The sequence below is a fragment of the Sphingomonas sp. GW822-FHT03G08 genome (assembly GCF_058801135.1).
In genome coordinates this window covers 2,575,830-2,599,939 of record NZ_JBXAMZ010000001.1, presented here as the reverse complement: position 1 = coordinate 2,599,939, position 24,110 = coordinate 2,575,830, and the positions used below count along the sequence as shown (strand labels likewise).

The window sequence follows — 24,110 nt, the reverse complement described above, 5'->3', positions numbered from 1 at the left end:
GGCCCGGATGGACGCCAAGCATCTCGGAAAAACCTCGACTCTCCCCGCCACGCCGGAAGAAGCCGAGCTCGATTATGTGCCCAATCCGCGCAAGGGCACCCGCTATCTCATCCGCTTCGCGGCACCTGAGTTCACCTCGCTCTGCCCGATCACCGGCGCGCCCGATTTCGCGCATCTGGTGATCGACTATGTGCCCGGCGACACGATCGTCGAATCCAAGTCGCTCAAGCTGTTCCTCGGATCGTTCCGCAACCACGGCGCCTTCCATGAGGATTGCACCGTCGGCATCGGCCAGCGCCTGTTCGACGAGATGAAACCGGAATGGCTCAGGATCGGCGGGTACTGGTATCCCCGCGGTGGTATCCCGATCGATGTTTTCTGGCAGTCCGGCACGCCGCCGGAAGGTGTCTGGGTGCCCGATCAGGGCGTTCCGGGCTATCGCGGCCGCGGCTGAACGCCAGATTTACAAGACGACTTGATAGTCGTATTGTGCTGCGTTGCAGCATGATGAAACCTTATTGAAAACAGTGAGTTTGGAAGGGTGAGCGTGGGGGCAACACGCAATTGAGTTTGCGATAGCGAAAGGAAAGATCGGCGCATGAAAGCCCCGAATATCCAGCACATCGCGCTGATCGGCAACTTCCTCCCGCGCAAGTGCGGACTCGCGACCTACACCACCGATACCTATGCCGCGCTCCGGCAGCGCTTCCCGGACCTCAAGGTCGACGTCTATGCGATGGACGATCATCCGGGCCGATATGATTATCCCGATGCCGTGACCGCCTCGATCCCCGAGCAGGACCGTGCCGCCTATCTCGGCGCGGCCCGGGTGATCGAGGCCTCGGGCGCCCAGGCGCTCTGGGTCCAGCATGAATATGGCATCTATGGCGGCCCCGCTGGCGAATATCTGATCGCGCTGCTCGATCGCCTGTCGATCCCGGTGATCGCCACGCTGCACACTGTGCTCGAAAACCCCAATGCCGATCAGCGCCGGGTGATGAATGCGCTGCTGCGCCGCGCCTCGCAGGTGATCGTGATGGCCGAGAAGGGCCGCGAGATCCTCAAGCGCGTCCACGGCGTTGACGATCGCAAGGTCGCGATGATCCCGCACGGCGTGCCCGATCGCCCGTTCGCCGATCCGCAGGCGTTCAAGCCGCGCTTCGGCTGGCAGGGCCGCGAAGTGATCCTCACCTTCGGCCTGCTCGCGCCGAGCAAGGGCATCGAGACGATGATCGGCGCCATGCCGGCGATCGCCCGGGCGCGGCCCGATTCGCTCTATGTGATCCTCGGCGCCACCCATCCCAATCTCGTCGCGCATGAAGGCGAAGCCTATCGCGACCGGTTGAAGGCGCTCACCGCCGAGCTGGGCGTGGCCGACCATGTCGCCTTTGTCGACGGGTTCGTCGAGCAGGACGAACTGCTCGATTATCTCCAGGCGGCGGACGTCTATGCGACGCCCTATCCCAATCCCGCGCAGATCACCTCGGGCACGCTTTCCTATGCGGTCGCGGTCGGCAAGCCGGTGGTCTCCACGCCCTATATCCACGCTACCGAAATCCTTGCCGACGATCACGGCGTGCTGGTCGGCTTCGGCGACAGCGACGCCTTCGCCCGCGAGATCAGCCGCCTGCTCGCCGACAAGCCGGCGCGCATGGCGCTGGCCGAGCGCGCCTATGCCCGCGGCCGCACGATGCTGTGGCCGCGCCTTGCCGAAACCGCGATGGATGCGCTGGTCCGGATCGTCGCCGCGCGCCCGCGCCGGGTCGGCCGGGCGAAGCAGGAGCTGCGTCCGCTCAAGCCCGATATCGCCGCGGTGGAGCGGATGAGCGACGCCACCGGCATGCTCCAGCATTCGATCTATTCGGTGCCCGATCGCCGCCATGGCTATTGCATCGACGATAATGCCCGCGCGCTGATCCTGATGTCGAAGATCGACGATATCGACGAGACGCTGCGCGACAAATGGACCAGCGTCTATGCCGCCTTCGTCCAATATGCCTGGAACGAGGATCTCCGGCGCTTCCGCAACTTCATGAACTTCGATCGCACCTGGTGCGAGGATGTCGGCTCCGAGGATTCGAACGGCCGCGCGCTCTGGTCGCTTGGCGTCACCGCGCGCGATGCCAGAGCGCAGAAGCATCGCGACTGGGCCTCGGCGCTGTTCGATACCACGGCCGGCATCGCCCTCGAGCTGGGCAGCCCGCGCGCCCGCGCCTTTGCGATGCTGGGGGCCGCCGCGATGCTCGATGCGCATCCGGGCCACGCCCGCAGCCGCGAGATCCTCACTCGCTTCGGCGCGGAGCTGATCGAGCTGCTCGACGGCAATCGTCGTCCGGAATGGAGCTGGTTCGAGATCGTCCTGGCCTATGACAATGCCCGCCTGCCCGAGGCGCTGCTGCGCGCCGGCGTGGCGCTGGGGCGCAGCGAGTTCACCAGCGTCGGGCTGGAGACGCTCGAATGGATCGTCGCCCAGCAGACCTCGCCCGAGGGACGCTTCCGCGCCGTCGGCACCGAGAGCTTCGGCCGCGCCTATGCCGCGCCGATGCAGTTCGACCAGCAGCCGCTCGAGGCGCAGGCGACGGTGGAGGCCTGTGTCGCCGCCCATGAGGCTACCGGCGAGAATCGCTGGGTCGAGGAAGCGGTGCGCGCCTATCGCTGGTATCTCGGCGCCAATGATCTGGAGTTGCCGCTCGCCAGCGCCCAGGATGGCGGCTGTTTCGACGGGCTGATGCCGCACGGCTTGAACCGGAATCAGGGCGCCGAGTCGATTCTGGCACTCCAGCTGGCGAATTGCGCGATTTCGGCTCTTTCAAAAGCGACCGAAAACATGGCAACACCGTTGCGAGCCGCCGTCGCGTAACGATTTCGCGCCGGTGCGGGGACAATGGCTGGGAGCCGGATGCTCGATATTTTCAATCATGCGCTGCGCCTGAAGGCCGATCCTTCGCGTGTTGTGGTCCGCCCTTTCCATATCGCCTGGACCTCCAACGGGTCGGGCCCGAGCCGCAGCGAGCGGCTGGTGACCGAAGTGCTGGCGATGTCGCCGGGCGAGGCGCGCAGCCAGCTCGAGATCGTGCTCAAGGATTTCGAGGCGCGCCACTGGCAGACGCGCCGCGTGTTCATGACGCGCTATGACGAGATCGAGGGGATGCTCGGGCTCGACGGCAGCCAGATCGGCGACGAGAAGCGCCAGCTGATCGGCGCCTATTTCTGCCATGAATACAGCTATGCCGCCGCCGCGCTGATGAACCCCAGCGCGGTGCCGCATTATGACCAGACCGGCATGCCGCCGGGCAGCCTGCGCATCCTGATGAGCCTGCGCGCGGTCGGGGAGGGGCATATCTCCTCGGTCGCCTTCCGCGAAGGCATCATCACCGACGGCAACGACTTGGCCTTGGCGCCCGAGCCGCCCTTCGCCACCGCGGCGGACGCGCGCGAGGAGGACGAGGCGCATATCCCCGAGGGACCGGTCACCGTCTATCGCCACCGCGATTCGACCCTGTCGGGCACGGTGATCTTCCCGATCACCAAGGCGCAGTCGAACGGGCTCGAGGATCTGCGCATCACCCATTTCCGCCATGACGACGGCGAGGAAGAATGGATCGGCACTTATACCGCCTATAACGGTTCGGTGATCCAGTCCGAGCTGCTGCGCACGCGCGACTGGCGGACCTTCGATCTCGTGCCGATGTCGGGCAGCGCCTCGCGGAACAAGGGCATGGCGCTGTTCCCGCGCACGGTGAACGGCCGCTACATGATGCTCGGGCGCCAGGACGGCGAGAACATCTTCCTCCATGCCTCGGACGACATCACAAGCTGGGAAGGCGGCGAGCTGCTGATCAAGCCGAAATTCCCCTGGGAGCTGGTCCAGATGGGCAATTGCGGGCCGCCCATCGAGCTCGACGAGGGCTGGCTGATCCTCACCCACGGCGTCGGCGCGATGCGCAAATACTCGATCGGCGCGGCTTTGCTCGACAAGAACGACCCGTCCAAGGTGCTGGCGCGCTCGGCCGAGCCGTTGCTGGCGGCGGCGGACCAGGACCGCGAGGGCTATGTGCCCAACGTCGTCTACACCTGCGGCGCGATCAAGCACGGCGACAAGCTGTTCATCCCGTACGGCGTGGCGGACAGCTCGGTCGCCTTCGCCTTCGTGCCGATCACCTCGATGCTCGCCCAGATGGCCTGAGGCCGGAGCGGAGCACCTCTAAGTTCCCCGGCGAAGGCCGGGGCCCAGTTCCAATGTCGTTCGTGAGGTTCCGGCGCCGTCGATAATGGGCCGAGACTGGGCCGCGGCCTTCGCCGGGGAACGGTTAAGTCCACTCCTGGCCAGTGCTTTTCTGTACTTCTGCGATTGGGCACCCGGCCCGGGATAGGGGCCGGGCCGGGTGCGCTCATGCCTCAGCGATAGGTGGCGATATCGTCCGCCGGGGTCTCCGGCCCCGAGCCCGTCGGCGTCTTGCTGACCAGCTTGCGCGTCATCGCGTACGACACCGCGATCAGTCCGAAGAACAGCAGCGGCGCGATCCACAGCGCGACGCTCTCGAAGCTCTCGGGCATGATCGCCAGCGGTGCGTCGTTGGGCGGGATCGGCGAGTTGCGGTTGGCCCAGGCAAGGATGCCGGCAAAGGCCACGCCGAACAGCGACTCGCCCACGATCAGGCCGGTCGCTGCCAGCACGCCCATCCGCTCGGCGAATTCCGGGTTGGCTTGGCGCTTGGCCCAGCGATCGTAGAAATGGCCGATCAGCGCGCCGACCGGGATCAGCAGGGTCAGGCCCATCGGCAGATAGATGCCCATGCCGACGGCGAGCGGCGGCAGGCGCATCTTGCCGGTCTTGCCCAGCACTTCGTCGACGATGATCACGCCGACGCCGATCAGCGCGCCGAGCCCGATCAGGTTCCAGTCGATGTCGCCGCCGAGCACACCCTTGGCGATCGACGAGATCAACGCGGCCTGCGGCGCCGACAGCGCATTGGGGCCGGCGCCGGGCATGCCGACAAAGCCGAGCGTGTTCTTGAGCAGGTCGAGCACCAGCGGAATGGCGAGCGAGCCGAACACCACGCCCAGGATCAGCGCGAGCTGCTGCTTCCACGGCGTCGCGCCGACCAGCTGGCCGGTCTTGAGGTCCTGGAGATTGTCGTTCGAGATGGTCGCGATCGAGAAGATGATCGCGGTGGTGAACAGCGCATAGGCGATCAGCGCGTTGGTGCGCGACGGATCGGCCTCATGCCCGAACACCGCCACCAGCAGCAGCGAGGCGCCGAGCACGGCAAGGATGCCGACGCCCGAGACCGGCGAGTTCGACGCACCAATCAGGCCGGCCATGTAGCCGCAGATCGCCGCGATCAGCACGCCGACGATCAGGACATAGGCAAGCGATCCGCCGATCACCGCAAAGGCATGATCGTGCACCGGCCCGCCGGCCGAGAAGGTCCACAGCAGCCAGGCGATCGGGACAAGCGTGGCGAGGGTGATGAGGGCGACCACGCCGATCGGCATGTCGCGCTCGGTGATGTCGAGCGCCTGGCCGTCCTGGCGCGCGCGCGAGGCGGCAAGGGCGGAGCGCAGGCCTGCGATGATCGGCCCGATGATCTTGAGCAGCGACCAGATCGCCGCGACGCCGATCGTGCCGGCGCCGATAAAGCGCACCTGGCCGCGGAAGGTCGAGCCGACCAGCGCGTCGATCCCGCCGCTGATGTCGCCGCCATGGGCGAAATAGGGCACCAGCACCGTCCAGGAGATCAGCATGCCGAAGAACATCGCCGCGCCGACCGAGATGCCGACGAGATGGCCGACGCCGATCAGCAGCATCGACCAGCTGGTCGACCAGCCGGTGGCGGTGCCGCCGACCGCGAAATTCTTGCCCGCTTCCTCGGCGACCAGCTTCATCTTGCCGAGCAGCGCGAACACGCCCGAGAAGATCGTGCCGACGATCAGGGTGCGCAGGCCCGCCGCATTCTCCTTGTCGCCCGCGCCCGATCCCGAGCCGACCTTGAGCACTTCGGCGGCGGCGACGCCTTCCGGATAGGGCAGGTCGGTTCCGGTGACGAGCGCGCGGCGCAGCGGCACCGAGAACATCACGCCGAGCACGCCGCCGGTGATGCACACCGCGACGGTCGTCCAATAGGGGAAGCCCGACCACCAGCCGACCATGATCAGGCCCGGCAGCACGAACACGATCGCGGCGAGGGTGCCCGCGGCGGACGCGATCGTCTGGACGATGTTGTTCTCGAGGATCGTGCCGCTCTTGAACGCCTTGAGGATCGCCATCGAGACGACCGCGGCCGGGATCGAGGTAGCGAAGGTCAGGCCGACCTTGAGGCCGGCATAGACGTTCGCCGCGGTGAACAGGATGGTGATCAGCGCGCCGAGGATGATGCCGCGGAGCGTGAGCTCGGCCATCGGCCGAGCGGAAGTGGATGGTTCGGTCATCGCGGGAAACTGGCACCGCAGGCTCGGCGAGGACAGCATTTTTTGCGGCGGGTTGATTTGAATAACCACATGGTTATGGATTGGCGCATGGAGCCGATAGCCCACTCCGCCGCCGACGCGCTGTTCCGCGCGCTGGGCGACCCGACCCGGCGGACGCTGTTCGAGCGGCTGGCGCGATCCGAGCTGACGGTGCGGGCGCTGACCGAGGGGGCGGGAATCTCCCAGCCGGCGGTGTCCAAGCATCTCGCGGTGCTGAAGGGCGCGGGGCTGGTGCTCGACCGGCCACAGGGGCGCGAGACGCACTACCGCGCCAATCCCCGCGGCCTCGCGCCGCTGCTCGACTGGATGCGCCTGCACGAGGCGCTGTGGGCCGACAGCTTCGATCGGCTCGAGGACCTGCTCAGGAGAATGGATCAATGACCGAGACGCGCACCCTGGTGATGGAGCGGGACTTTGCGCATCCGCCGGAGAAGCTGTGGCGCGCGATCACCCAGCCGCATCTGATCGCCGAATGGCTGCTGCCCAATGACTTCGCTGCCGAGCAGGGCCACCGCTTCACGCTGCAGAGCCCCGGTGCGCCGGGCTGGAGCGGGCGGATTGACTGCGAAGTGCGCGAGATCGAACCGGGGCGCCAGCTCTCGTATAGCTGGGATACCGGCGGCGGCGAGGAAGCGATGCCGCGCTTCGAATCGGTGGTGACGCTGACGCTCGAGCCGGTAGCGGGCGGCACGCGCCTGCGGATGGAGCAGAGCGGCTTCACCAACGCCAGCAACTATGGCGGCGCGCGCTTCGGCTGGGGCAAGTTCCTCGATCGGCTGGAGGGGGTTGCCGCCGCGCTCGCTTGAACGATCGGGCGTTGCGACGCTACGCTGGCGAAATGAACACGGGAACCGAGACGGCGCAGCGCGCCGCACGCCTGGCGCTGGTGGGCGCATTGCTGCTCCTTGGCCTCTGGGTCGCGCATGGCTTCATCGCGGCTTTGCTCTGGGCGGTGGTGCTGACGATCGCGGTCGATCCGCTGCATCTCAAGCTGCGCGCGATGCTGCACGGCTCGCACCGCATCGTCATCCCGCTGATCATCACCCTGCTCGCGGCGCTGGTGGTGCTGATCCCGCTCGGCTTCGGCATCGGCCAGGCGCTGCGCGAGGCGCATGACATCACCCGGCTGATCGCCGAGGCGCAGGCGCAGGGCGTGCCGGTGCCCGACTGGGTCGCCCGCCTGCCGGTCGGCAGCCAGGCCGTTCGCGACTGGTGGCTGACCCATCTCGCCCGGCCCGAGGATGCTGCCGAGCAGCTGCGCCTGCTGAGCGGCAGCGAGTGGCTCACCCACTCCCGGGCGATCGGCGCCAATGTCGCGCACCGCGCGGTGGTGTTCGGCTTCACCCTGCTCACCCTGTTCTTCGTGCTGCGCGACCGCGACGCGTTGATCGCGCAGGGGCGCATCGCCGTGTCGCGGCTGTTCGGTCCGGCCGGCGAGCGGGTAGGGACGCAGGCGATCCGGTCGGTGCGCGGCACGATCGACGGGCTGGTGCTGGTCGGCCTCGGCGTCGGCGCGCTGATGGCGATCGTCTACCTGGTCGCCGGCGTGCCGCACCCGCTGCTGCTCGGCGGTGCCACCGCCATCGCCGCGATGATCCCGTTCGGCGCGCCCTTGTTGTTCGTGCTCGCCGCGATACTGCTGCTGCTCCAGGGATCGGTGGTCGGCGCGATCGTCGTGGTCGCGATCGGGCTCGTCATCATCTTCATCGCCGACCATTTCCTCCGCCCGGCGATGATCGGCGGGGCGACCCAGCTGCCCTTCCTCTGGGTGCTGATCGGCATCCTCGGCGGCGTCGAGACGCTCGGCCTGCTCGGCCTGTTCATCGGCCCGGCGGTGATGGCGGTGCTGGTGATGCTGTGGCGGGAGTTCCTGGCGCCGGCGGCAGCGAATCTATCCGAAACCTGACTGCTCCCCGGCGAAAGCAAAGGGGAGCGAGGCGCCTACCGTCCCTTGAACAATCCCCCCAGCACCCCGCGGACCAGCCCGCCGAGGATGCTCGCCCCCGCGCCGCTCTTCTTGCCGAACACCGCCTTGGAGACTTCGTTCGCCACCGCGCGGCCCGCCGCCGAGGAGGCCGAGCGCGTCGCCGAGGTGATCGCCCGGTTCCATGGATTGTTCGCCGCCTCGCGCTCCGCTGCCTTCTGGGCCTGGGCGTCGAGCCGGGCCTGGCGATCGGCGTCACGCTGCTGGGCCAGTCGCTGGCGCTCGGCTTCCTTGGCGAGCCGCGCATCTTCCTTGGCCTTGGCCGCCGCGGCCTTCTCGGCTTCGTCCTGCGCCTTGGCCTCGGCCGCGGCGGCGGACGCCTCGGCCGACTTGGCGGCAAGCAGCTCCTCCGCCGATTCGCGATCGACCAGCTGATCGTACTTCGTCCCGATCGCATCGGTCTGCACCAGCACGCCCCGCTCCACCGGGGTGACCGGCCCGACGCGCGATGCCGGCGGCCGGATCAGCGTGCGTTGCACCGGGCTCGGCGAGCCATCGTCCTGCAGCACCGAGACCAGGGCCTCGCCGACCTTCAGCTCGGTGATCGCCTTTTCGACATCGACATCGGGATTGGCGCGGAAGGTGGTCGCCGCCGCCTTCACTGCCTGCTGGTCGCGCGGAGTGAAGGCGCGCAGCGCATGCTGTACCCGGTTGCCGAGCTGGCCGGCGATCGTGTCGGGCACGTCGATCGGGTTCTGGGTGATGAAATAGACGCCGACGCCCTTGGAGCGGATCAGCCGGACGACTTGCTCGATCTTGTCGAGCAGCGCCTTGGGCGCGTCGTCGAACAGCAGATGCGCCTCGTCGAAGAAGAAGGCGAGCTTGGGCTTGTCCGGATCGCCGACTTCCGGAAGCGATTCGAACAGCGCGGAGAGCAGCCAGAGCAGGAAGGTGGCGTAGAGCTTGGGGCTCGCCATCAGCTTGTCGGCGGCCAGGATGTTGACCACGCCGCGGCCCTTGTCGTCGAGCCCGAGGAAATCCTCCATCGACAGCGCCGGCTCGCCGAAGAAGTTCGCGCCCCCCTGGCTGCGCAGCTGGAGCAGCGCGCGCTGGATCGCGCCGACCGACTGCTTGGAGACATTGCCATAGGTCGCGGTCAGCTCGTCCGCGCGCTCGGCGCAGTGGGCGAGCATCGACTGCAGGTCGTCCAGGTCGAGCAGCAGCAGCCCGTCCTTGTCCGCGACGGTAAAGGCGATGGTGAGCACGCCTTCCTGCACTTCGTTGAGGTCCATCAGCCGCGAAAGCAGCAACGGCCCCATCTCGGAGATGGTGGTGCGGATCGGATGGCCCTGCTCGCCATAGAGATCCCAGAACTGCACCGGGGTGTCGGCATAGGCCCAGTCGGCCAGGCCGATCTCGGCGGCGCGCGCCTTGAAGATCTCGTGCGTCTTGGCAGTGGGGGAGCCGGCCATGGCCAGGCCGGAAAGGTCGCCCTTCACATCGGCGACGAAGCAGGGAACGCCGGCGTTCGACAGGCCCTCGATGATCCCCTGGATGGTCACCGTCTTGCCGGTGCCGGTGGCGCCGGCGATCAGCCCGTGGCGGTTGGCGCGCTTGAGCACCAGGCTCTGGGGATTTGCGCCGCCGGCACCTGCGCCAATGAAGATGCCCGTCTCTCCCGCCATGTCCGATCTCCTTGGTTGGGAGATCGGAATAGAGGAGAAACGGGCATCCGTCAGCCCGATTGGGCGTGGTTTTAGTTGATGCCGACCGAGACGAAGCGGCCGAGTGCGCGGCGCTGGACCCAGAGCAGGACGTTGGTCTTGCCCGCGGCCTTGGCGGCGGCAACCTGCTTGGCGACGTCCCCTGCATTGGCCACGGCCACGCGGTTCACCGTGGTGATCACGTCGCCGCGCTGCAGGCCCTTGCCGGCTGCGTCGCTGGCCTGGTTCACCTGGACCACGACCACGCCGGTCGTGCTCGGATTGACGCCGACGCTCTGCGCGATCTGCGGGGTAAGCGGCGTGACCTGCACGCCGAGCGAGGCGGCCGCCATCGTGTCCGAATCGGCGCCCGGCGCCTGCGAGTTCTCGTCGTTCGGATCGAACTGGGCGAGCTGCTCCTCGGGCGGGCGGGTGCCGACGGTGATGGTCAGCTTCATCGGCTTGCCGTCGCGGTAGAGCTCGAGCGGGATGCTGGTGCCCGGCTTCACGTTCGCCACGAGATAGGACAAAGTCTGGTCCGGGGTGACGTCCTTGCCGTCGACCTTGACGATCACGTCGCCCTGCTTGAGCCCTGCCTTGTCCGCCGGCTGGCCCGGCTCGGTGCGCGCGACCACGGTGCCGCGGCCCTTGGGCACGCCCAGGCCGTCGGCGATGTCGTCGGTCAGGTCCTGCATCTGGATGCCGAGATAGCCGCGGGCGATCTTCTGGCCCTTCATCAGCGTGTCGATCACCGGCTTGGCTTCTTCCGCGGGGATCGCGAAGCCGATGCCGACATTGCCGCCGGTCGGCGACAGGATCTGCGAGTTGATGCCGATCACATTGCCGTTCAGGTCGAACATCGGGCCGCCCGAATTGCCGCGATTGATCGAGGCATCGGTCTGGATGAAGCGGTCATAGGCGCCGCCCGACCCGGTGACGCGGTGCAGTGCCGAGACGATGCCGGCAGTCACCGAGCCGCCCAGGCCGAAGGGATTGCCGATTGCGACGACCCAGTCGCCGACGCGGGCGCTGGCCGAATCGCCGAACTTCACGAAGGGCAGGTTGGCGCCCTCGATCTTGAGCACGGCGAGGTCGGACTGGACGTCGCTGCCGATCACCTTGGCCTTGAACTCGCGCTTGTCGGGCAGGGTGACGGTGATCGATTCGACCGTGGCGCCCTGCGCGCCGGCCGCGATCACATGGTTGTTGGTGACGACATAGCCGTCGGCCGAGATGATGAAGCCCGAGCCGAGCGACTGGGCCTGGCGGGTCACCGGCTGGTTGCCGCCGCCAAATGCCTCGAACGGCGTGCCGGCGAGCGGATTGGCGTTGGTGGTGACGCGCTGGGTAGTCGAGATGTTGACGACCGCCGGCTGCAGCTTGGCGACCATGTCGGCGAAGCTCATCGGCGCGCCGGCGCGGGGCGCGGACGCCTGGATGGCGCCCGGCTCGTTCTGCGCGGTCTGGGCGCCCGCGGGCTGGTTGAGCGTCATCGTGGCGGCGGCGCCGCTCAGCAGGATGGCGGTGGTCAGGGCGTAGGCATAACGCACGTGAGTGAGTCCTCTCAGACGAAGGAAAAGCGTTCGAAACGGATTTTTGCGCCGAAATGCTGAACGGCGATTGAATATGAACGGATAGACAGCGTCATCGTTGCTGCATGAATTCCTTCAGATAGCTGTTCTGCGGGCTCAGGATGATCGACGTTTCGCCCTTTGCCGGATCGTTGTTCAGGAACGTCGTCCGGTAGGACCGCATCGCGCGCCAGAAATTGTAGAAGTCCGCATCCTTGTTGAATGCCTGGGCATAGATCTGCGCCGCCTGGGCATCGGCATTGGCGCGGATGATCTGCGCATCCTTCATGCCCTGGGCCTCGATCGTCTTGGCTTCCTGGTTGCGCGCGGTGCGCATCCGCTCGAGCGCGCTGTCGAGCGGCGAGCCCGATGGCAGCTCGGTCTGCTTGATCCGCACGTCGACGATCGACACGCCATATTGCGCGGCGAGCTGCTGCAGCGAGTTCTGGATATTGTCCATCACCTGGCCGCGCTCGGGGCTGAGCAGGATCGCCGAGGGGCGCTTGCCGAGCTCGTTGCGCAGTGCCGAGCGGAACAGCGGCTGGAGCTGGTCGCGCGCGCGGTCCTCGGTGCCGATGGTGACGACCATCTTGAGCGGATCGGTCACGCGGAAGCGCGCATAGGCATCGATCTGCAGGCGGAGCTGGTCGGTCGAGAGCACCGGCTCGTTGGGCAGGTCGACCGAGAGCACCCGCTTGTCGACCCAGACGATCCGGTCGAAGAACGGGATGCGCAGGATCGGGCCGGCATTGGTGCGGCCGAACTGCTCGCCCGCGCGCCACTGATTGACCGTGCGATAGGGCTTTTCGAGTCGCAGGATCACCGCCTGCTTGGTCTCGGGCACGATCGCGACGGTGCTCATCACGACGATGAGCAGGAGGATCGCGGAAACCGCGATGCCGATGGGGCTACGCAGCCAGCTCACTTCTGCTCTCCTTGCTGGGCCTTGCCCGCATCGGGGCGGATCCCCGGCAATGGCAGATAGGGGGTGACGCCGGGCGCCTCGACGATCGTCTTGTTGGTGCGCGCGAGCACCTGCTCCATCGTCTCGTAATAGAGGCGGCGGCGGGTGACTTCGGGAGCGGTCTTGTATTGCTCGTAGATCTTGTCGAACTCGGCGGCCTCGCCCTGCGCCACAGCGATCACCTGCTGGGCATAGCCATTGGCATTGTTGCGGGCGCCCTGTGCGCCCTGCTGCGCGGCCTGCACCGCCTTGAAGGCGTCGTCGACCTGCTCGGGCGCGGCGGCCTTGGTCAGCGCGACGCTCTGGATGCGGATGCCCGAATGATATTCGTCGAGGATCTTCTGCATCGCGGCCTGGACATCGGTCGAGATGCGGCCCTGGCCCTCGCCGATCGCCTCGTTGAGCGTCGTGGTCGCGATCACCGCGCGCATTGCGCTTTCGGCGGTGTCCTTCACCGTCTCGGTCGGGTCCTTGATCTGGAAGGAATAGTCGGCGGCGTCGGAGATGTACCAGTTCACCGAATAGGCGAGATCGACGATGTTCTGGTCGCCGGTCAGCATCAGGTTGGCGCCGCTCTCGGGGAATTTCAGCGTCCGCACGCTGCCGACATCGACGGTCTCGACGATCTGGAAGGGTGCGGGCAGGGTGAACTGCAGGCCCGAGCCGAGCGTGCCGCTATAGCGGCCGAGCGTGGTGACCACGCCGCGCTCGCGCGGGCCGATCGCGTGGAAGCTGGTAAAGGCCATCCAGGCCAGCAACAGGCCGCCGACGACGAGCAGCCAGAGCTTGGCGCCGCCCGGGGGCACCGGCAGGCCGCCGCCGCCCATGCGGCGCAGCAGGTCCTCGAACGGGCCGTTGCCGCCGCCATTTCCGCCGCCACCGCCGCCGGAGCGGGGACGCCGCCCCTCGGGCGGGAAGGACCAGGGATTGCGGGGACCCGAGCCGCCCGATCCGCCGGAGCCACCTTTGCCATCGCCCGAGCCGCCGCCGCCATTTCCGCCGCCGCTGCCAGAGCCCCAGGGGCTCTTCGGAGCCTCGTTCTGCAAGTTGCCGGCCTTGTTGAGCCAGCCAAAGAGGTTTGCCATTCGACCTTTATAAGCAGGCGCGCGCGGATTTACAGTGGCGCGCGGCGATTGTGCGCCTATCTGCCACGCGATGACCGATACCGAAGCCCTGAACGCCGCGCTCGCCCCGATCACCGCCGGCCGCGCCACCGGCCGCCTCGAAGGCGGCCGCGCCAGCATCGTCCTCGACGTGACCGGCCTGGCCGAGGCCAGCCGCGAGGAGCTGGAAGCCGATATCCGCCGCACCGCCGGCGCGCTCCCCGGGGTGGAGGAAGTGCGCGTGCTGATGACCAGCGAGCGGCGCACCCGGCGCCTGATCGCGGTGGCGAGCGGCAAGGGCGGGGTGGGCAAGTCCACCGTGGCCGCCAACCTGGCGATCGCGCTCCAGCGCCGCGGGCGCAGGGTCGGGCTGGTCGATGCCGATATCTATGGCCCCTCGCAGCCGCGCCTGCTCGGCGTCGAAGGGGTGAAGCCGCAGGCGCGTGATAAAGTGTTGCTGCCGGTCCAGACCCGGTTCGGCGTGCCGATGCTGTCGATGGGCGGGCTGGTTGCCGAGGGGCAGGCGATCGCCTGGCGCGGCCCGATGGCGGGTGGTGCGCTCGGCCAGATGGTCGATGCCGATTGGGGCGAGACCGATCTGCTCGTGCTCGATCTGCCGCCGGGGACGGGCGATGTGCAGCTGACGATGATCCAGAAGCACAAGCCGGCCGGCGCGGTGATCGTCTCGACCCCGCAGGATCTCGCGCTGATCGACGCGACGCGGGCGATCGACCTGTTCAACAAGGCCGGGGTGCCGATTATCGGCCTGATCGAGAACATGTCGGGCTATGTCTGCCCGCACTGCGAGGGCGTTTCGAATCCCTTCGGCACCGGCGGCGCCCAGGATATTTCGGCAAAATTGGGCATCCCCTTCCTCGGCCGGATACCGCTGGAAATGGCGATCCGCACGGCATCCGACGCGGGCGAGCCGCCGGCTGCCGGGAACGGTACGCAGGCCGAATTGTTTGCAGGACTGGCCGGGCAGGTGGACGACTGGCTGAAAGGATAAGGATAGAGGCATGCCGCTGACACGCGACGAGGACATCAAGGTGCTGCTCGAAAGCGTGCGCACCATCGCGATGGTCGGCGCGTCCGACCGGCCCGATCGTCCCAGCTACGGCGTGATGGCCTTCCTCCAGCGGCATGGCTACCGGGTGTTCCCGGTCAACCCGCAGATCACCGGCGAGCATGTGCACGGCGAGTTCGTGTTCCGCGACCTGTCGCAGATCGAGCCGGTCGACCTGGTCGATATCTTCCGCCGTCCCCAGGCCGCCGGCGAGGCGGTGGACGAAGCGATCGCCGCGGGCGCCAAGGCGGTGTGGATGCAGCTCGGCGTGATCAACGAGGAAGCGGCCGCCCGTGCCGAGGCGGCCGGGCTCAAGGTTGTGATGGACCGCTGCCCGGCGATCGAGATCCCGCGGCTCGGCGTCGCGCCGATCGAGCAGGACTAGGTCTTGCGGTAGTCGGGCACGGATCCTGTCTCGCGCCAATAGCGCTCCAGCCCGATCTCCTCGACCAGCTTGCCGAAGCGCGGGTCGCTGCGCATTGCCGCGGTGGAGGGCATGAACAGCAGCCGCGTGCGGCGGTTGGCCCGCCGGGTCCAGACGCGCTGCTCGGGCTGGAAGCGCAGCTCTCCGACCTCGAAGCCCCGGCCGAAATAATAGCCCTCGGCCACTTCGAATGCGGTATCGACCCGGCCCAGCGCGGCGGCGAACTGCATCGTGTTTTCGGCAAAGCCCGCACCCTTGTGCGCCGCCGCCAGGTTGCTCGCCATCGCCCGGTCGATGGCGGCGGGCGCGCGGGTGATCATCGCCTGGGCGACGTCCTCGATCATCGCGAAATTGTCGGCCGGGATACCGGTGGGCCGCTGGTCGGCCCGGCGCGACATCGCCAGCGCATCGGCGGCGCGGCCGGTATAGAGCAGCAGGTAGAAGCGCGTGAACCACACCGCGAAATGGGTGGGGAACAGCGCCATCGCTTCCTCCATCGCCTTGTCCGCCTCGTCGAGCCGATCGGCGGCCCAAAGCGCCACGGCACGGGTATAGGCGCGCGAAGGATCGGGGAGCCCTTTTCCCCAGAACTGGACGAATGTGTCGGCCGCCTCGCGGCAGCGCCCGACCGAGAGCAGCACGCCGCTGAGCATGCCCCAGGCGAATTCGATGTCGGGGCGAGTGGTGAGGATCGAGCGACAAAGCCGCTCGTCCCGCAGCCAGCTGTCGGTTGCGGCATCGAGCATCGCCCGTGAAAGGCGCGCATAGGGATTGGCCGGATTGAGCTGCAGCGCGCGGGCAGCGGCCTGCTCGGCACGCATGCGCATCGCCGCTTCGTTCCGGGGGCTGCCGCCACCCGCACCGATCGCATAGGCGATCGCGAGTGCTCCCCAGGTATCGGGCTGGTCGGGGTGCAGCTCGGTCAGACGCCGGAACAGGCCGGTTGCCTGGCTGAGCCCTTCCGGCGTGCCCTGGCGTATCGAGGCCATCGCTTGATCGAGCAGCGGCTTCACATCATCTGGCACAGTCTTGTGGGGCTGCGACCAGCGATACCAGCCGATCGCGCCAGTCGTGGTGAGCACTGCAAGTCCGGCTCCTGCGAGCATCGCGCGGCGATCGAGGCGGAGGCGATCGGCCTCGGCGCGGGCCTGGGCGAGCGGGCTGTCGGGCGCCGGTGCGGGCGTGCCGCCCTCGCCCTCGCGCAGCAGCCGGTAGCCGACCTTGGTGATCGTCTCGATCCGGAAGCCGCCTTGGCCGATCCCCTCGGCGGCGCGGCGCAGGCGCGAGACGACGCGATTGATCGCGTCCTCGCCCACCACCCGGCCTTCCCAGCAGCTGCGGGTCAGGTCGTCGCGGCTGACGATCGCCCCGTTCGCCCGGGCGAGCGCGACCAACACCTGCATCACCCGCGGTTCGAGCACTTCCTCGCTGCCATCCTCCCGCGCAAGCTGGCGCAGGGCGGGACGCACCTCGATCGGCCCGAGGCGGAATACCGGTTCATGCGCAAGGTCGATGCGGCTCTCCACCTTTCCCCCATCCCCGCAACAAGTGTCGAAATCCACCCTATCGGCGAATCATCGGCATTTCATCAGCTCTTCATCGGCTCCTCATCCTCTCGCCCGGCGGGCTTTCCGGCGATCAGGAGGTATCCGGCAACGACGCCGGCATTCCACGGAAAGGAGCCATCCCATGTGCAAGTTCATCGCCGCCCTCGCCGCCGCCACGCTGTTCGCTACGCCGGCCCTGGCCGGGGACCGCAGCGTCGCCATCCGCCATGCCGATCTCGATCTGAAGAGCGAGGCGGGCCGCATCGAGCTCAATCGTCGCCTCGCCGTCGCAACCGAGCAGGTCTGCGGTTCCTATGCGAGTGCGGGCGCCGATGAGGCGGTGGCGATCAAGCGCTGCCGTGACGGCGTCCAGCGCGACGTCGCCCGCCAGCTCACTGCGCGCTGGGGCGCCACCCAGGTCGCCCGTCGATGACCTCCCTCACGGCCGGGCGCGACGCGCATTGCGTGCCCGGTCGCTTTGTCAGCGGAGCCAGGAAAGCGCCTCGATCAACCGCGTCACATCGCGGCCGTCCTGGTACAGGCCCAGGCCGATGCGCAACACGTCGCCCCGCACGTCGGTGATGACATCCTCCGCTTCCAGTTCGGCCTTCCAGCGCTGGGCATCGGGCGAGCGTAGCGCGAGGAAGCGCGCGGGGCTGCCCCGGTTGAGCAGCTCGGCCTCGATCGGTAGCTCGGCCAGCAGTTGCGCGCGCAAGGTGTCGACATGCGCCGCGATCTTCGCGGTGGTCAGTTCTTCCTGTCGCAGCATGTCGCGCACCCCGACGAAGCGGTAGATGCCCGAAGGATCGAAGGTAGCGCCCAGGAAGCGGCGTGCATCGGGCGCATAGCCGATGCTGCCAGGCGGCAGCGCCAGGTCCTCGAATTCGGCATACCAGCCGGTGATCTCCGGTCGCATGCCGAAACCCGGCGGGGCGTGGAGAAAGGCGCAGCCTTCCCCGGCCATCGCGTATTTGTAGCCGCCGGCGAGGTAGAAGACCTTGTCCGCCACGGCCGACAGGTCGACCTCCATCGCCATGAAAGCGTGATAGCCGTCGATCACCACCCAGGGGCCGCCCGGCGCCGCCAGCGCGGCAAGCTCGGCGATCCGGTCGAACACATGGCCGGTGCCGAACTGCACCTGGCTGACGAAGATCAGGTCGTGGTCGCCGGCCTTCGCCAGCTCGACGATCGCCTCGAGCGGCACCCGCTCCACGGTCGCGCTGCCGGCTTCTTCCCAGCGCATCGACTGTCGGCGGAAGCTGTGGAACTCGCCGTCGCTGGCAAGGATGCGCAACGGCCCGGGGCGGGCCGAGGCGATGCGCAGCAGCAGCTCGTGGGTGTTCGGCGCGAAGACGATGCTGCTCGGATCAGGCAGCTTGAGCTCGGCGGCGACGTGCTGCTGGGCGGCGGGCCAGATCTCGCCCATCACCCGCTCCCATTTTCGATCGGCAAGACGTACCCCGTCTTCCCAGGCGGCGAGCTGGCCGAGATAGGAGGCATCGGGCCAGAGATGGTGCGAATGCGCCGCGAAGTGCAGCCGCTCGGGCGCCGCAGCCAGGGCGCGCTGGAAGAGGTGCTTGTAGCTCAAAGCTGCGTCCTGAGTGTCCACAGTTCCGGGAAGGCGCGCTTCGACAGCGTCGAGGCGAGATAGGGTACGCCAGGCGTGCCGCCGGTCCCCGGCTTCATCCCGATCACCCGGCTGACGGTGAGGACGTGCTTGTGCCGCCACGTCGCCAGCGCGTCGTCGATATCGACCAGCTTCTCGGCGAGCTGGTACAGTTCCCAATATTTGTCCGTCTCGCGATAGACCTGCGCCCATGCATCCTCGACCGCCTGACTGGGTTCATAGGGCTGGGCCCAGTCGCGCGCCAGCACCTCGGCGGGCAGGTCGAAGCCGGCGCGGACGAGCGCGGCATTGGCTTCGTCCCACAGGCTGGGCAGGGCGGAGAATTCGGTGGTGAGCGGCCCCGGCACCCCGCCACCGCGCACGCCGAGCAAGGTCTCTACCGCGCGGAACTGGTCGGACTGGAAGCCGGAGCTGGCGCCGAGCACGTCGCGGAAGCGGGTATAGTCGCTCGGCGTCATCGTGGTCAGCACTTCCCAGCTCAGCGTCATCACCGCCTGGATGCGGCTGACCCGGGCGAGGCTCTTGTACGCCTCCACCGGCTTGTCGGCGCGGACCAGGTCGAGCGCCAGGCGAATCTCGGCGATCGCCTGCTTCAGCCACAGCTCCTTGGTCTGGTGGATGATGATGAACAGCAGCTCGTCGTGCCGATCCGACAGCGGGTGCTGGGCGGCGAGCAGTTCGTCGAGCGCGAGATAGCGTCCATAGGTCATGCTTTCGGTCATGACCCGTCCCTACGCCATCTCGCCGCCCGGATGAAAGCGGTAACGCTGGATACTAAATCAGTCGCGCAGCAGTTCGTTGATCCCGGTCTTGGAGCGGGTCTGCGCGTCCACCGTCTTGACGATCACCGCGCAGTAGAGCCCCGGCTTGCTGGCCTCGCCCGGGATCGTGCCCGGCACCACCACCGAATAGGGCGGCACATGGCCGCGATGCACTTCGCCGGTGGCGCGGTCGATGATCTTGGTCGAGGCGCCGAGATAGACGCCCATCGAGAGCACCGCGCCTTCGCCCACGCGCACGCCCTCGGCCACTTCGGCGCGCGCGCCGATGAACGCGCCGTCGCCGATGATGACCGGATCGGCTTGAAGCGGCTCGAGCACGCCGCCGATGCCGACGCCGCCCGAGAGGTGGACGTTCCGGCCGATCTGCGCGCAGCTGCCGACGGTCGCCCAAGTGTCGACCATCGTGCCTTCGCCGACATAGGCGCCGATATTGACGAAGCTCGGCATCAGCACCGCGCCCCTGGCGACATGCGCGCCGTGGCGGACGACGCTGCCGGGCACCGCGCGGAAGCCGGCCTGGCGGAAGGCTTCCTCACCCCAGTTGGCGAACTTGGAGGGCACCTTGTCGAACCAGTTGGCGCCGCCCGGGCCCTGGACCACGACATTGTCATTGAGGCGGAAGGACAGCAGCACCGCCTTCTTGAGCCACTGGTTGACCTGCCAGCCACCCTCGACGGGCTCGGCGACACGGGCTGCGCCGCGATCGAGCAGGTTCAGCGCCTCGGCCACGGCCTCGCGCACGGCGCCCTCAGTGCCGAAGCCGAGGTTGGCGCGGTCTTCCCAGGCGGCGTCGATAATGGTCTGCAGGTCGGTCATTCGGAAGTCTCCAGGATGCTGTGGAGCCAGGCTCCGAGGTCGTTGGTGGTATAGTCGATGAAGCTAAGATCGGCGTCGCCCGGCGCCTGTTCGGAGCCATTGTCGATCCACACCGTGGTCATGCCGATCGCCTTGGCCGGCGCGAGGTTGCGCGCCATGTCCTCGACGAACAGGCTGGCACGGGGATCGAGGTCATAGGCCTCGCACAGCCCCTGATAGGCGAGCGGATCGGGCTTGGGGCGATATTGGGTGGCGTGCACGTCGTGGATCGCCTCGAAGGTCTCGCCCATGCCCAGCCGGTCGAGCACCTTCATCGCATAGGGCGCGTCGCCATTGGTGAAGACCAGCTTGCGCCCCGGCAGCCGCGCGAGCCCCTCGACCAGCGCCGCGTTCACTTCGAGCACGCTCATGTCGACATCGTGGACGTCCGCCAGATAGTGATGCGGATCGGTGCCATGCTCGGACATCAGTCCGGCCAGCGTCGTGCCGTGCGCATGGAAATAGCCCTTCTGCACCTTGTGCGCGGCGACCGGATCGAGACCGAGCAGGTTCTGGACATATTGCCCGATCCGCGCATCGATCAGCGCGAACAGGTTCGCGCTCGCCGGGTAGAGCGTGTTGTCCAGATCGAAGATCCAGTTGCGGACGTGCGACAGGGCAGGGGTCATGGCCGCGCGGTTAGGCCCAGCGGGCGCGGCTATCAAGCAAGTGTTTCTTATTCATAGCGTCATCCCGGCGAAAGCCGGGAGCGCGTGCGGTGCCTCCCCCGCCTTCGCCTGAGATCCCGGCTTTCGCCTGGATGACGCTTGTGGGGCGGGATGACGGATATGATGAGCGCGACGGATGATTGCTTCGTCACGGAAGACCAAAACTTTATGGCAGTCGGCGGCTGGGCTCCCCATCTCCCGGCGCATGACAGCCTATTCCCTGCTCGACCTCGTCCCGATCATCCAGGGCGGGACCGCATCGCAAGCCCTTGCCAACGCCGCCGACCTTGCCAGGCATGTCGAAGGCCTCGGTTACACCCGCTACTGGGTAGCCGAGCATCACGGGATGGACGGCATCGCCAGCGCAGCCACCGCGGTGGTGATCGCGCATGTCGGCCAGGCGACCTCGACGATCCGCATCGGTTCTGGCGGGATCATGCTCCCGAATCACTCGCCGCTTCAGGTTGCCGAGCAGTTCGGTACGCTCGATGCGCTCTTCCCGGGTCGCGTCGACCTCGGTCTCGGCCGCGCGCCCGGCTCCGACCAGCGCGTCTCCGCCGCGATCCGCCGCGGGCTCGACAGCGACGGCAACGAGTTCCCCCGCGATGTGGCGGAGTTGCAGAGCTATTTCGCCGATGACGGCCGCACCGGCATCCGCGCGACCCCCGGCGCCGGTGCGAAGGTCGATATCTGGATCCTTGGCTCCAGCCTGTTCGGCGCGCAGCTCGCCGCGATGCTCGGCCTGCCCTATGCCTTCGCCTCGCATTTCGCGCCCGGCCAGCTCGATCAGGCGATCGACGTCTATCGCCGCAATTTCCGCCCGTCCGACGTGCTGGACAAGCCGCATTTGATGCTCGGGTTCAACGTCTTCGCGGCCGATACCGACGAGGAAGCCGAGCTACTCGCCAGCTCGCAGCAACAGGCGTTTGTCGCGATCCGCACCACCGGCAAGGGCATCCAGTTGCCGCCGCCGGTGCCCGGCTATCGCGAGAGCCTGGGTGGGCACGGCAATGCGATGCTCGACCAGGTGCTGTCGGCCAGCGCGATCGGCGGGCCCGGCAGGGTCCGCGAGCAACTCGCCGCCTTCATCGCCCGCACCGGCGCCGACGAACTGATGCTGACCAGCGCGATGTTCGATCACGATGCGCGCAAGAAGAGCCTCACCCTCGCCGCCGAGGCGATGCGCGGCCTCTGAATCAAAACGCGGCGCCGATCCCCCCGGAACGGCGCCGCGCCTCAGCGCCACAGGCGCGAGCGATCAGGCCTGGCGGTCGATCACCCAGCCGGTCGCCGAGCTGCCATTGCTGCTCGTCCCCGCGTTGCTGCCATAGGTGGCGGAACCCGATGCCGCCGCGTCGCGCAGCTTCTGGAGGAAAGCGGTCATCGCTTCGAGCTGGCGCGCCGCCGCTTCGCTGATCTGCGTGGTGGTGTCGGTATCGCTGGTCGAATCCTCGTCCGAATCGCTGGTGCCCGAGGGCGGCGGTCCGGGAGGCGGGCCGCCCGCGCCCTGCGGGCCACCGGGCCCGCCCTGGGCGCCATCGGGGCCTTGCGCGAAGAAGCTCTTCAGCTCCTCGGCCTGGTCGTCGGTCAGCGTGCCGCTCTCGACCTGGCTGTCGATCAGCCCGTTGATCCTGTCCTTCATGTCGCCGGGCTTGCCGCCGCTGGCGCGATCCGAAGCCAGGCTCGTATCGATCGTGTCGAGCGCGCTGCTCAGCGCATTCTGGTCGTCGCTGCCGATCGTGCCGGCCGATGCCGCCGCGGCGATCCGCGCATCCATCTGCGCGCGCGGATCGGGGCGCTGCGATAACGATGAAATGGAAGTCATGCTGGTCCCTTTGCGTCTACAATCCCCAGCGGGTAGTTTAGCAGATTAGTGCTAACATATTGTAAACGAAAGATAATATTCAAACCCTCGCGTTTGGGCGACGCTGGCCCCAGAACCAGCGCCGCCACGCGACCCGACGGACATTAAGAGGGCAATCCGCGAGTTCCCGGACGGTTTGCGTCCGGTTCGTCGCGTCAGAATTTCAGTTTGTTGCAGTTCGGCTCAGCTCGCCGCGGGCAGCCGCAGCCGCACGAGCAGCCCGCCGAGATCCTCGCTCTCCTCGAGGCTGACGGTACCGTCATAGATCTCGGCCACGTCGCGCACGATGGCGAGGCCCAGGCCTGTGCCCGGCTTGCCGCTGTCCAGCCGCACGCCGCGATCGAAGATGCGGATCCGGTCCGCCTCGGGAATGCCGCGCCCGTCATCCTCCACCAGCACTTCGACGAACCCGGCCTGCACGCCGGCGGTGATGAACACGCTGCCGCCGCCATATTTGGCGGCATTCTCGACCAGGTTGCCGAGCAGGTCGTCCAGGTCCTGCCGCTCGATATGCGCGACCAGGTCCTTCTGCCCGTCGATATCGATGCGGACATTGGGATAGAGCCGCGCGACCGCGCGCTCGACCGCCTCGATCGACGGCCATACCGCCGCGCGGCTGTGCGCCGAACCACGCCGGCCCACAGCGCGGGCGCGGGCGAGATGGTGGTCGATCTGGCGGCGCATCGTCCGCGCCTCGCGGATCACCGCCTGGGCGAGGTCGGGCTGGCCCGCCGCGGCGGCGTTCATGATCACGCTGAGCGGCGTCTTGAGCGCATGCGCCAGGTTGCCGGCATGGAGTCGCGCTTCCTCGGCCTGGCGGTCGTTATGCTCGACCAGCGCGTTGAGCTCCTCGACCATCGGCGCCACTTCGGCGGGCATCTTGCCTTCGACCCGGGTCGATTCGCCTGCGCGCAGCCGGGCGATCTCCTGGCGTACCCGGCGCAGCGGCAACAGGCCGTACCAGGTCTGCAGCGCCACCATGATGATGAGGCCGAGCCCCAGCAGCACGAAGCTGCGCACCAGCGTACGCCGCAGCGTGGCGATCTGCGCGTCGAGCGTCGCGCGGCTCTGCGCCACCTGGAAGCGCCAGCGCACATTCGATCCCGGCAGCGTCGCGTCCCGCTCGGCGACGCGCAGCAGCTGGCCGGGCAGCTGGCGGCTGTCATAGACATGGACGTTGGTGTCGTTGTGCTGCTGGTCGACCGCGAGCTTCTGGTCCCACAGCGAGCGCGACGGGAACACTTCATGCCCCTTGCCGCTGATCTGCCAATAGGCACCCGAATTATATTCGAGGAAGCGCTGGTCGGCGAGCTCGCGGTTGAGCATCACCTCGCCATTCTGGTCGAGTTCGGCCGAGAAGATCATCGCCTTGAGCAGATAGTCGAGCTGCTCGTCGAAATTCTTGGTGACCGTGGTCACCAGCACCCGGTCGAGCGCCACGCCGCCGCCGATCAGCAGGATCATGATCCAGGCGGTAGCGACCAGCAGCATGCGCCGGCTCACCGATCCGGTGGACTGGGTATAGTGGCGCGGCTGTGGCT

Annotated in this window: 22 protein-coding genes; 10 read left to right on the top strand and 12 right to left on the bottom strand. The window is 67.6% G+C overall.

Translation table 11 applies throughout. The features are described 5' to 3' along the window. Positions 1 to 7: 7 nt before the first annotated feature. The 3 genes from queF (at position 8) to AC1RJ5_RS11965 (ending at position 4,186) form a co-directional block, all read left to right on the top strand. The gene (gene queF / locus AC1RJ5_RS11975; protein WP_269573695.1) at positions 8 to 454 is read left to right on the top strand and encodes a preQ(1) synthase; all 447 of its coding nucleotides are present in this window, start codon (positions 8 to 10) and stop codon (positions 452 to 454) included. Positions 455 to 598: 144 nt separating this feature from the next. Then, positions 599 to 2,860 carry a glycosyltransferase family 4 protein gene (locus AC1RJ5_RS11970; protein ID WP_493113462.1) on the top strand — a complete coding sequence of 754 codons (2,262 nt, stop codon included), beginning with the start codon at positions 599 to 601 and terminating at the stop codon, positions 2,858 to 2,860. 39 nt (positions 2,861 to 2,899) lie between these two features. Further along, positions 2,900 to 4,186: a glycoside hydrolase family 130 protein gene (locus AC1RJ5_RS11965; protein ID WP_269573696.1), complete on the top strand. Its 1,287-nt coding sequence runs from the start codon at positions 2,900 to 2,902 to the stop codon at positions 4,184 to 4,186. A 212-nt stretch (positions 4,187 to 4,398) separates the two neighbouring features. Here the strand turns inward: AC1RJ5_RS11965 and AC1RJ5_RS11960 are convergent, their stop codons facing one another. Continuing rightward, positions 4,399 to 6,432 carry an OPT family oligopeptide transporter gene (locus AC1RJ5_RS11960; RefSeq protein WP_493113460.1) on the bottom strand — a complete coding sequence of 678 codons (2,034 nt, stop codon included), beginning with the start codon at positions 6,430 to 6,432 and terminating at the stop codon, positions 4,399 to 4,401. 87 nt (positions 6,433 to 6,519) lie between these two features. On the opposite strand from AC1RJ5_RS11960, the gene AC1RJ5_RS11955 reads away from it, so the two are divergent. From AC1RJ5_RS11955 to AC1RJ5_RS11945, 3 genes are read left to right on the top strand one after another with little or no spacing between them, the layout of a single operon-like run. Continuing rightward, the gene (locus AC1RJ5_RS11955) at positions 6,520 to 6,852 is read left to right on the top strand and encodes an ArsR/SmtB family transcription factor (RefSeq protein ID WP_269573698.1); all 333 of its coding nucleotides are present in this window, start codon (positions 6,520 to 6,522) and stop codon (positions 6,850 to 6,852) included. Then, positions 6,849 to 7,277: an SRPBCC family protein gene (locus AC1RJ5_RS11950; RefSeq protein ID WP_493113457.1), complete on the top strand. Its 429-nt coding sequence runs from the start codon at positions 6,849 to 6,851 to the stop codon at positions 7,275 to 7,277. Before AC1RJ5_RS11955 ends, AC1RJ5_RS11950 begins: the two co-directional genes overlap by 4 nt. Positions 7,278 to 7,309: 32 nt before the next feature. Then, positions 7,310 to 8,377 (top strand): AI-2E family transporter, encoded by a 1,068-nt coding sequence (locus AC1RJ5_RS11945; RefSeq protein WP_342248908.1) that lies wholly within the window; start codon positions 7,310 to 7,312, stop codon positions 8,375 to 8,377. Positions 8,378 to 8,412: 35 nt separating this feature from the next. Here the strand turns inward: AC1RJ5_RS11945 and AC1RJ5_RS11940 are convergent, their stop codons facing one another. From AC1RJ5_RS11940 to hflK, 4 genes are all read right to left on the bottom strand, one after another. Next, positions 8,413 to 10,080, bottom strand: coding sequence for a helicase HerA-like domain-containing protein (locus AC1RJ5_RS11940; RefSeq protein WP_493113454.1), 1,668 nt, complete (start codon positions 10,078 to 10,080; stop codon positions 8,413 to 8,415). A 71-nt stretch (positions 10,081 to 10,151) separates the two neighbouring features. Further along, entirely contained in the window at positions 10,152 to 11,648 is a 1,497-nt protein-coding gene (locus tag AC1RJ5_RS11935) for a Do family serine endopeptidase (protein ID WP_269573701.1), read from the bottom strand. 94 nt (positions 11,649 to 11,742) lie between these two features. Further along, the gene (hflC, locus tag AC1RJ5_RS11930; protein ID WP_269576552.1) at positions 11,743 to 12,531 is read right to left on the bottom strand and encodes a protease modulator HflC; all 789 of its coding nucleotides are present in this window, start codon (positions 12,529 to 12,531) and stop codon (positions 11,743 to 11,745) included. Positions 12,532 to 12,590: 59 nt separating this feature from the next. Continuing rightward, entirely contained in the window at positions 12,591 to 13,718 is a 1,128-nt protein-coding gene (gene hflK, locus AC1RJ5_RS11925) for a protease modulator HflK (protein WP_269573702.1), read from the bottom strand. A gap of 70 nt (positions 13,719 to 13,788) precedes the next feature. On the opposite strand from hflK, the gene AC1RJ5_RS11920 reads away from it, so the two are divergent. Both AC1RJ5_RS11920 and AC1RJ5_RS11915 read left to right on the top strand, forming a co-directional pair. Further along, positions 13,789 to 14,745 carry a P-loop NTPase gene (locus tag AC1RJ5_RS11920; RefSeq protein ID WP_269573703.1) on the top strand — a complete coding sequence of 319 codons (957 nt, stop codon included), beginning with the start codon at positions 13,789 to 13,791 and terminating at the stop codon, positions 14,743 to 14,745. A gap of 10 nt (positions 14,746 to 14,755) precedes the next feature. Next, complete coding sequence (locus tag AC1RJ5_RS11915; protein WP_493113451.1) at positions 14,756 to 15,187, top strand: CoA-binding protein; 432 nt, start codon at positions 14,756 to 14,758, stop codon at positions 15,185 to 15,187. Here AC1RJ5_RS11915 and AC1RJ5_RS11910 read toward each other — a convergent pair. Further along, the gene (locus AC1RJ5_RS11910) at positions 15,184 to 16,752 is read right to left on the bottom strand and encodes a winged helix-turn-helix domain-containing protein (protein WP_493113449.1); all 1,569 of its coding nucleotides are present in this window, start codon (positions 16,750 to 16,752) and stop codon (positions 15,184 to 15,186) included. The two genes, AC1RJ5_RS11915 and AC1RJ5_RS11910, sit on opposite strands and share 4 nt — an antisense overlap. 163 nt (positions 16,753 to 16,915) lie before the next feature. Here AC1RJ5_RS11910 and AC1RJ5_RS11905 point away from each other — a divergent pair, with 163 nt between their 5' ends. Next, positions 16,916 to 17,206 carry a UrcA family protein gene (locus tag AC1RJ5_RS11905; RefSeq protein WP_342248906.1) on the top strand — a complete coding sequence of 97 codons (291 nt, stop codon included), beginning with the start codon at positions 16,916 to 16,918 and terminating at the stop codon, positions 17,204 to 17,206. A 48-nt stretch (positions 17,207 to 17,254) separates the two neighbouring features. Here AC1RJ5_RS11905 and AC1RJ5_RS11900 read toward each other — a convergent pair whose 3' ends face one another. Genes AC1RJ5_RS11900 through AC1RJ5_RS11885 form a run of 4 tightly spaced genes read right to left on the bottom strand, consistent with a single transcriptional unit; the run spans position 17,255 to position 20,666 of the window. After that, positions 17,255 to 18,361: an aminotransferase class V-fold PLP-dependent enzyme gene (locus AC1RJ5_RS11900; protein WP_493113447.1), complete on the bottom strand. Its 1,107-nt coding sequence runs from the start codon at positions 18,359 to 18,361 to the stop codon at positions 17,255 to 17,257. Then, positions 18,358 to 19,122, bottom strand: a complete 765-nt coding sequence (locus AC1RJ5_RS11895) for a tryptophan 2,3-dioxygenase (RefSeq protein WP_493113445.1) — start codon at positions 19,120 to 19,122, stop codon at positions 18,358 to 18,360. The genes AC1RJ5_RS11900 and AC1RJ5_RS11895 overlap by 4 nt, the downstream gene beginning before the upstream one ends. A gap of 57 nt (positions 19,123 to 19,179) precedes the next feature. Continuing rightward, complete coding sequence (dapD, locus tag AC1RJ5_RS11890) at positions 19,180 to 19,998, bottom strand: 2,3,4,5-tetrahydropyridine-2,6-dicarboxylate N-succinyltransferase (protein WP_493113443.1); 819 nt, start codon at positions 19,996 to 19,998, stop codon at positions 19,180 to 19,182. Then, positions 19,995 to 20,666 (bottom strand): pyrimidine 5'-nucleotidase, encoded by a 672-nt coding sequence (locus AC1RJ5_RS11885; protein WP_342248903.1) that lies wholly within the window; start codon positions 20,664 to 20,666, stop codon positions 19,995 to 19,997. Before AC1RJ5_RS11885 ends, dapD begins: the two co-directional genes overlap by 4 nt. 244 nt (positions 20,667 to 20,910) lie before the next feature. Here AC1RJ5_RS11885 and AC1RJ5_RS11880 point away from each other — a divergent pair, with 244 nt between their 5' ends. Beyond that, on the top strand, positions 20,911 to 21,900 hold the full coding sequence (locus tag AC1RJ5_RS11880) for an LLM class flavin-dependent oxidoreductase (RefSeq protein WP_342248902.1): 990 nt from the start codon (positions 20,911 to 20,913) through the stop codon (positions 21,898 to 21,900). A 63-nt stretch (positions 21,901 to 21,963) separates the two neighbouring features. On the opposite strand, the gene AC1RJ5_RS11875 is transcribed toward AC1RJ5_RS11880, so the two are convergent. Together AC1RJ5_RS11875 and AC1RJ5_RS11870 are read right to left on the bottom strand one after the other, a co-directional pair. Then, a complete protein-coding gene (locus tag AC1RJ5_RS11875) occupies positions 21,964 to 22,530 on the bottom strand; it encodes a hypothetical protein (RefSeq protein WP_269573711.1) in 567 nt (188 codons plus the stop codon). Between the two features lie 222 nt (positions 22,531 to 22,752). Next, the gene (locus tag AC1RJ5_RS11870) at positions 22,753 to 24,060 is read right to left on the bottom strand and encodes a sensor histidine kinase (RefSeq protein WP_184164921.1); all 1,308 of its coding nucleotides are present in this window, start codon (positions 24,058 to 24,060) and stop codon (positions 22,753 to 22,755) included. Positions 24,061 to 24,110: the final 50 nt, after the last annotated feature.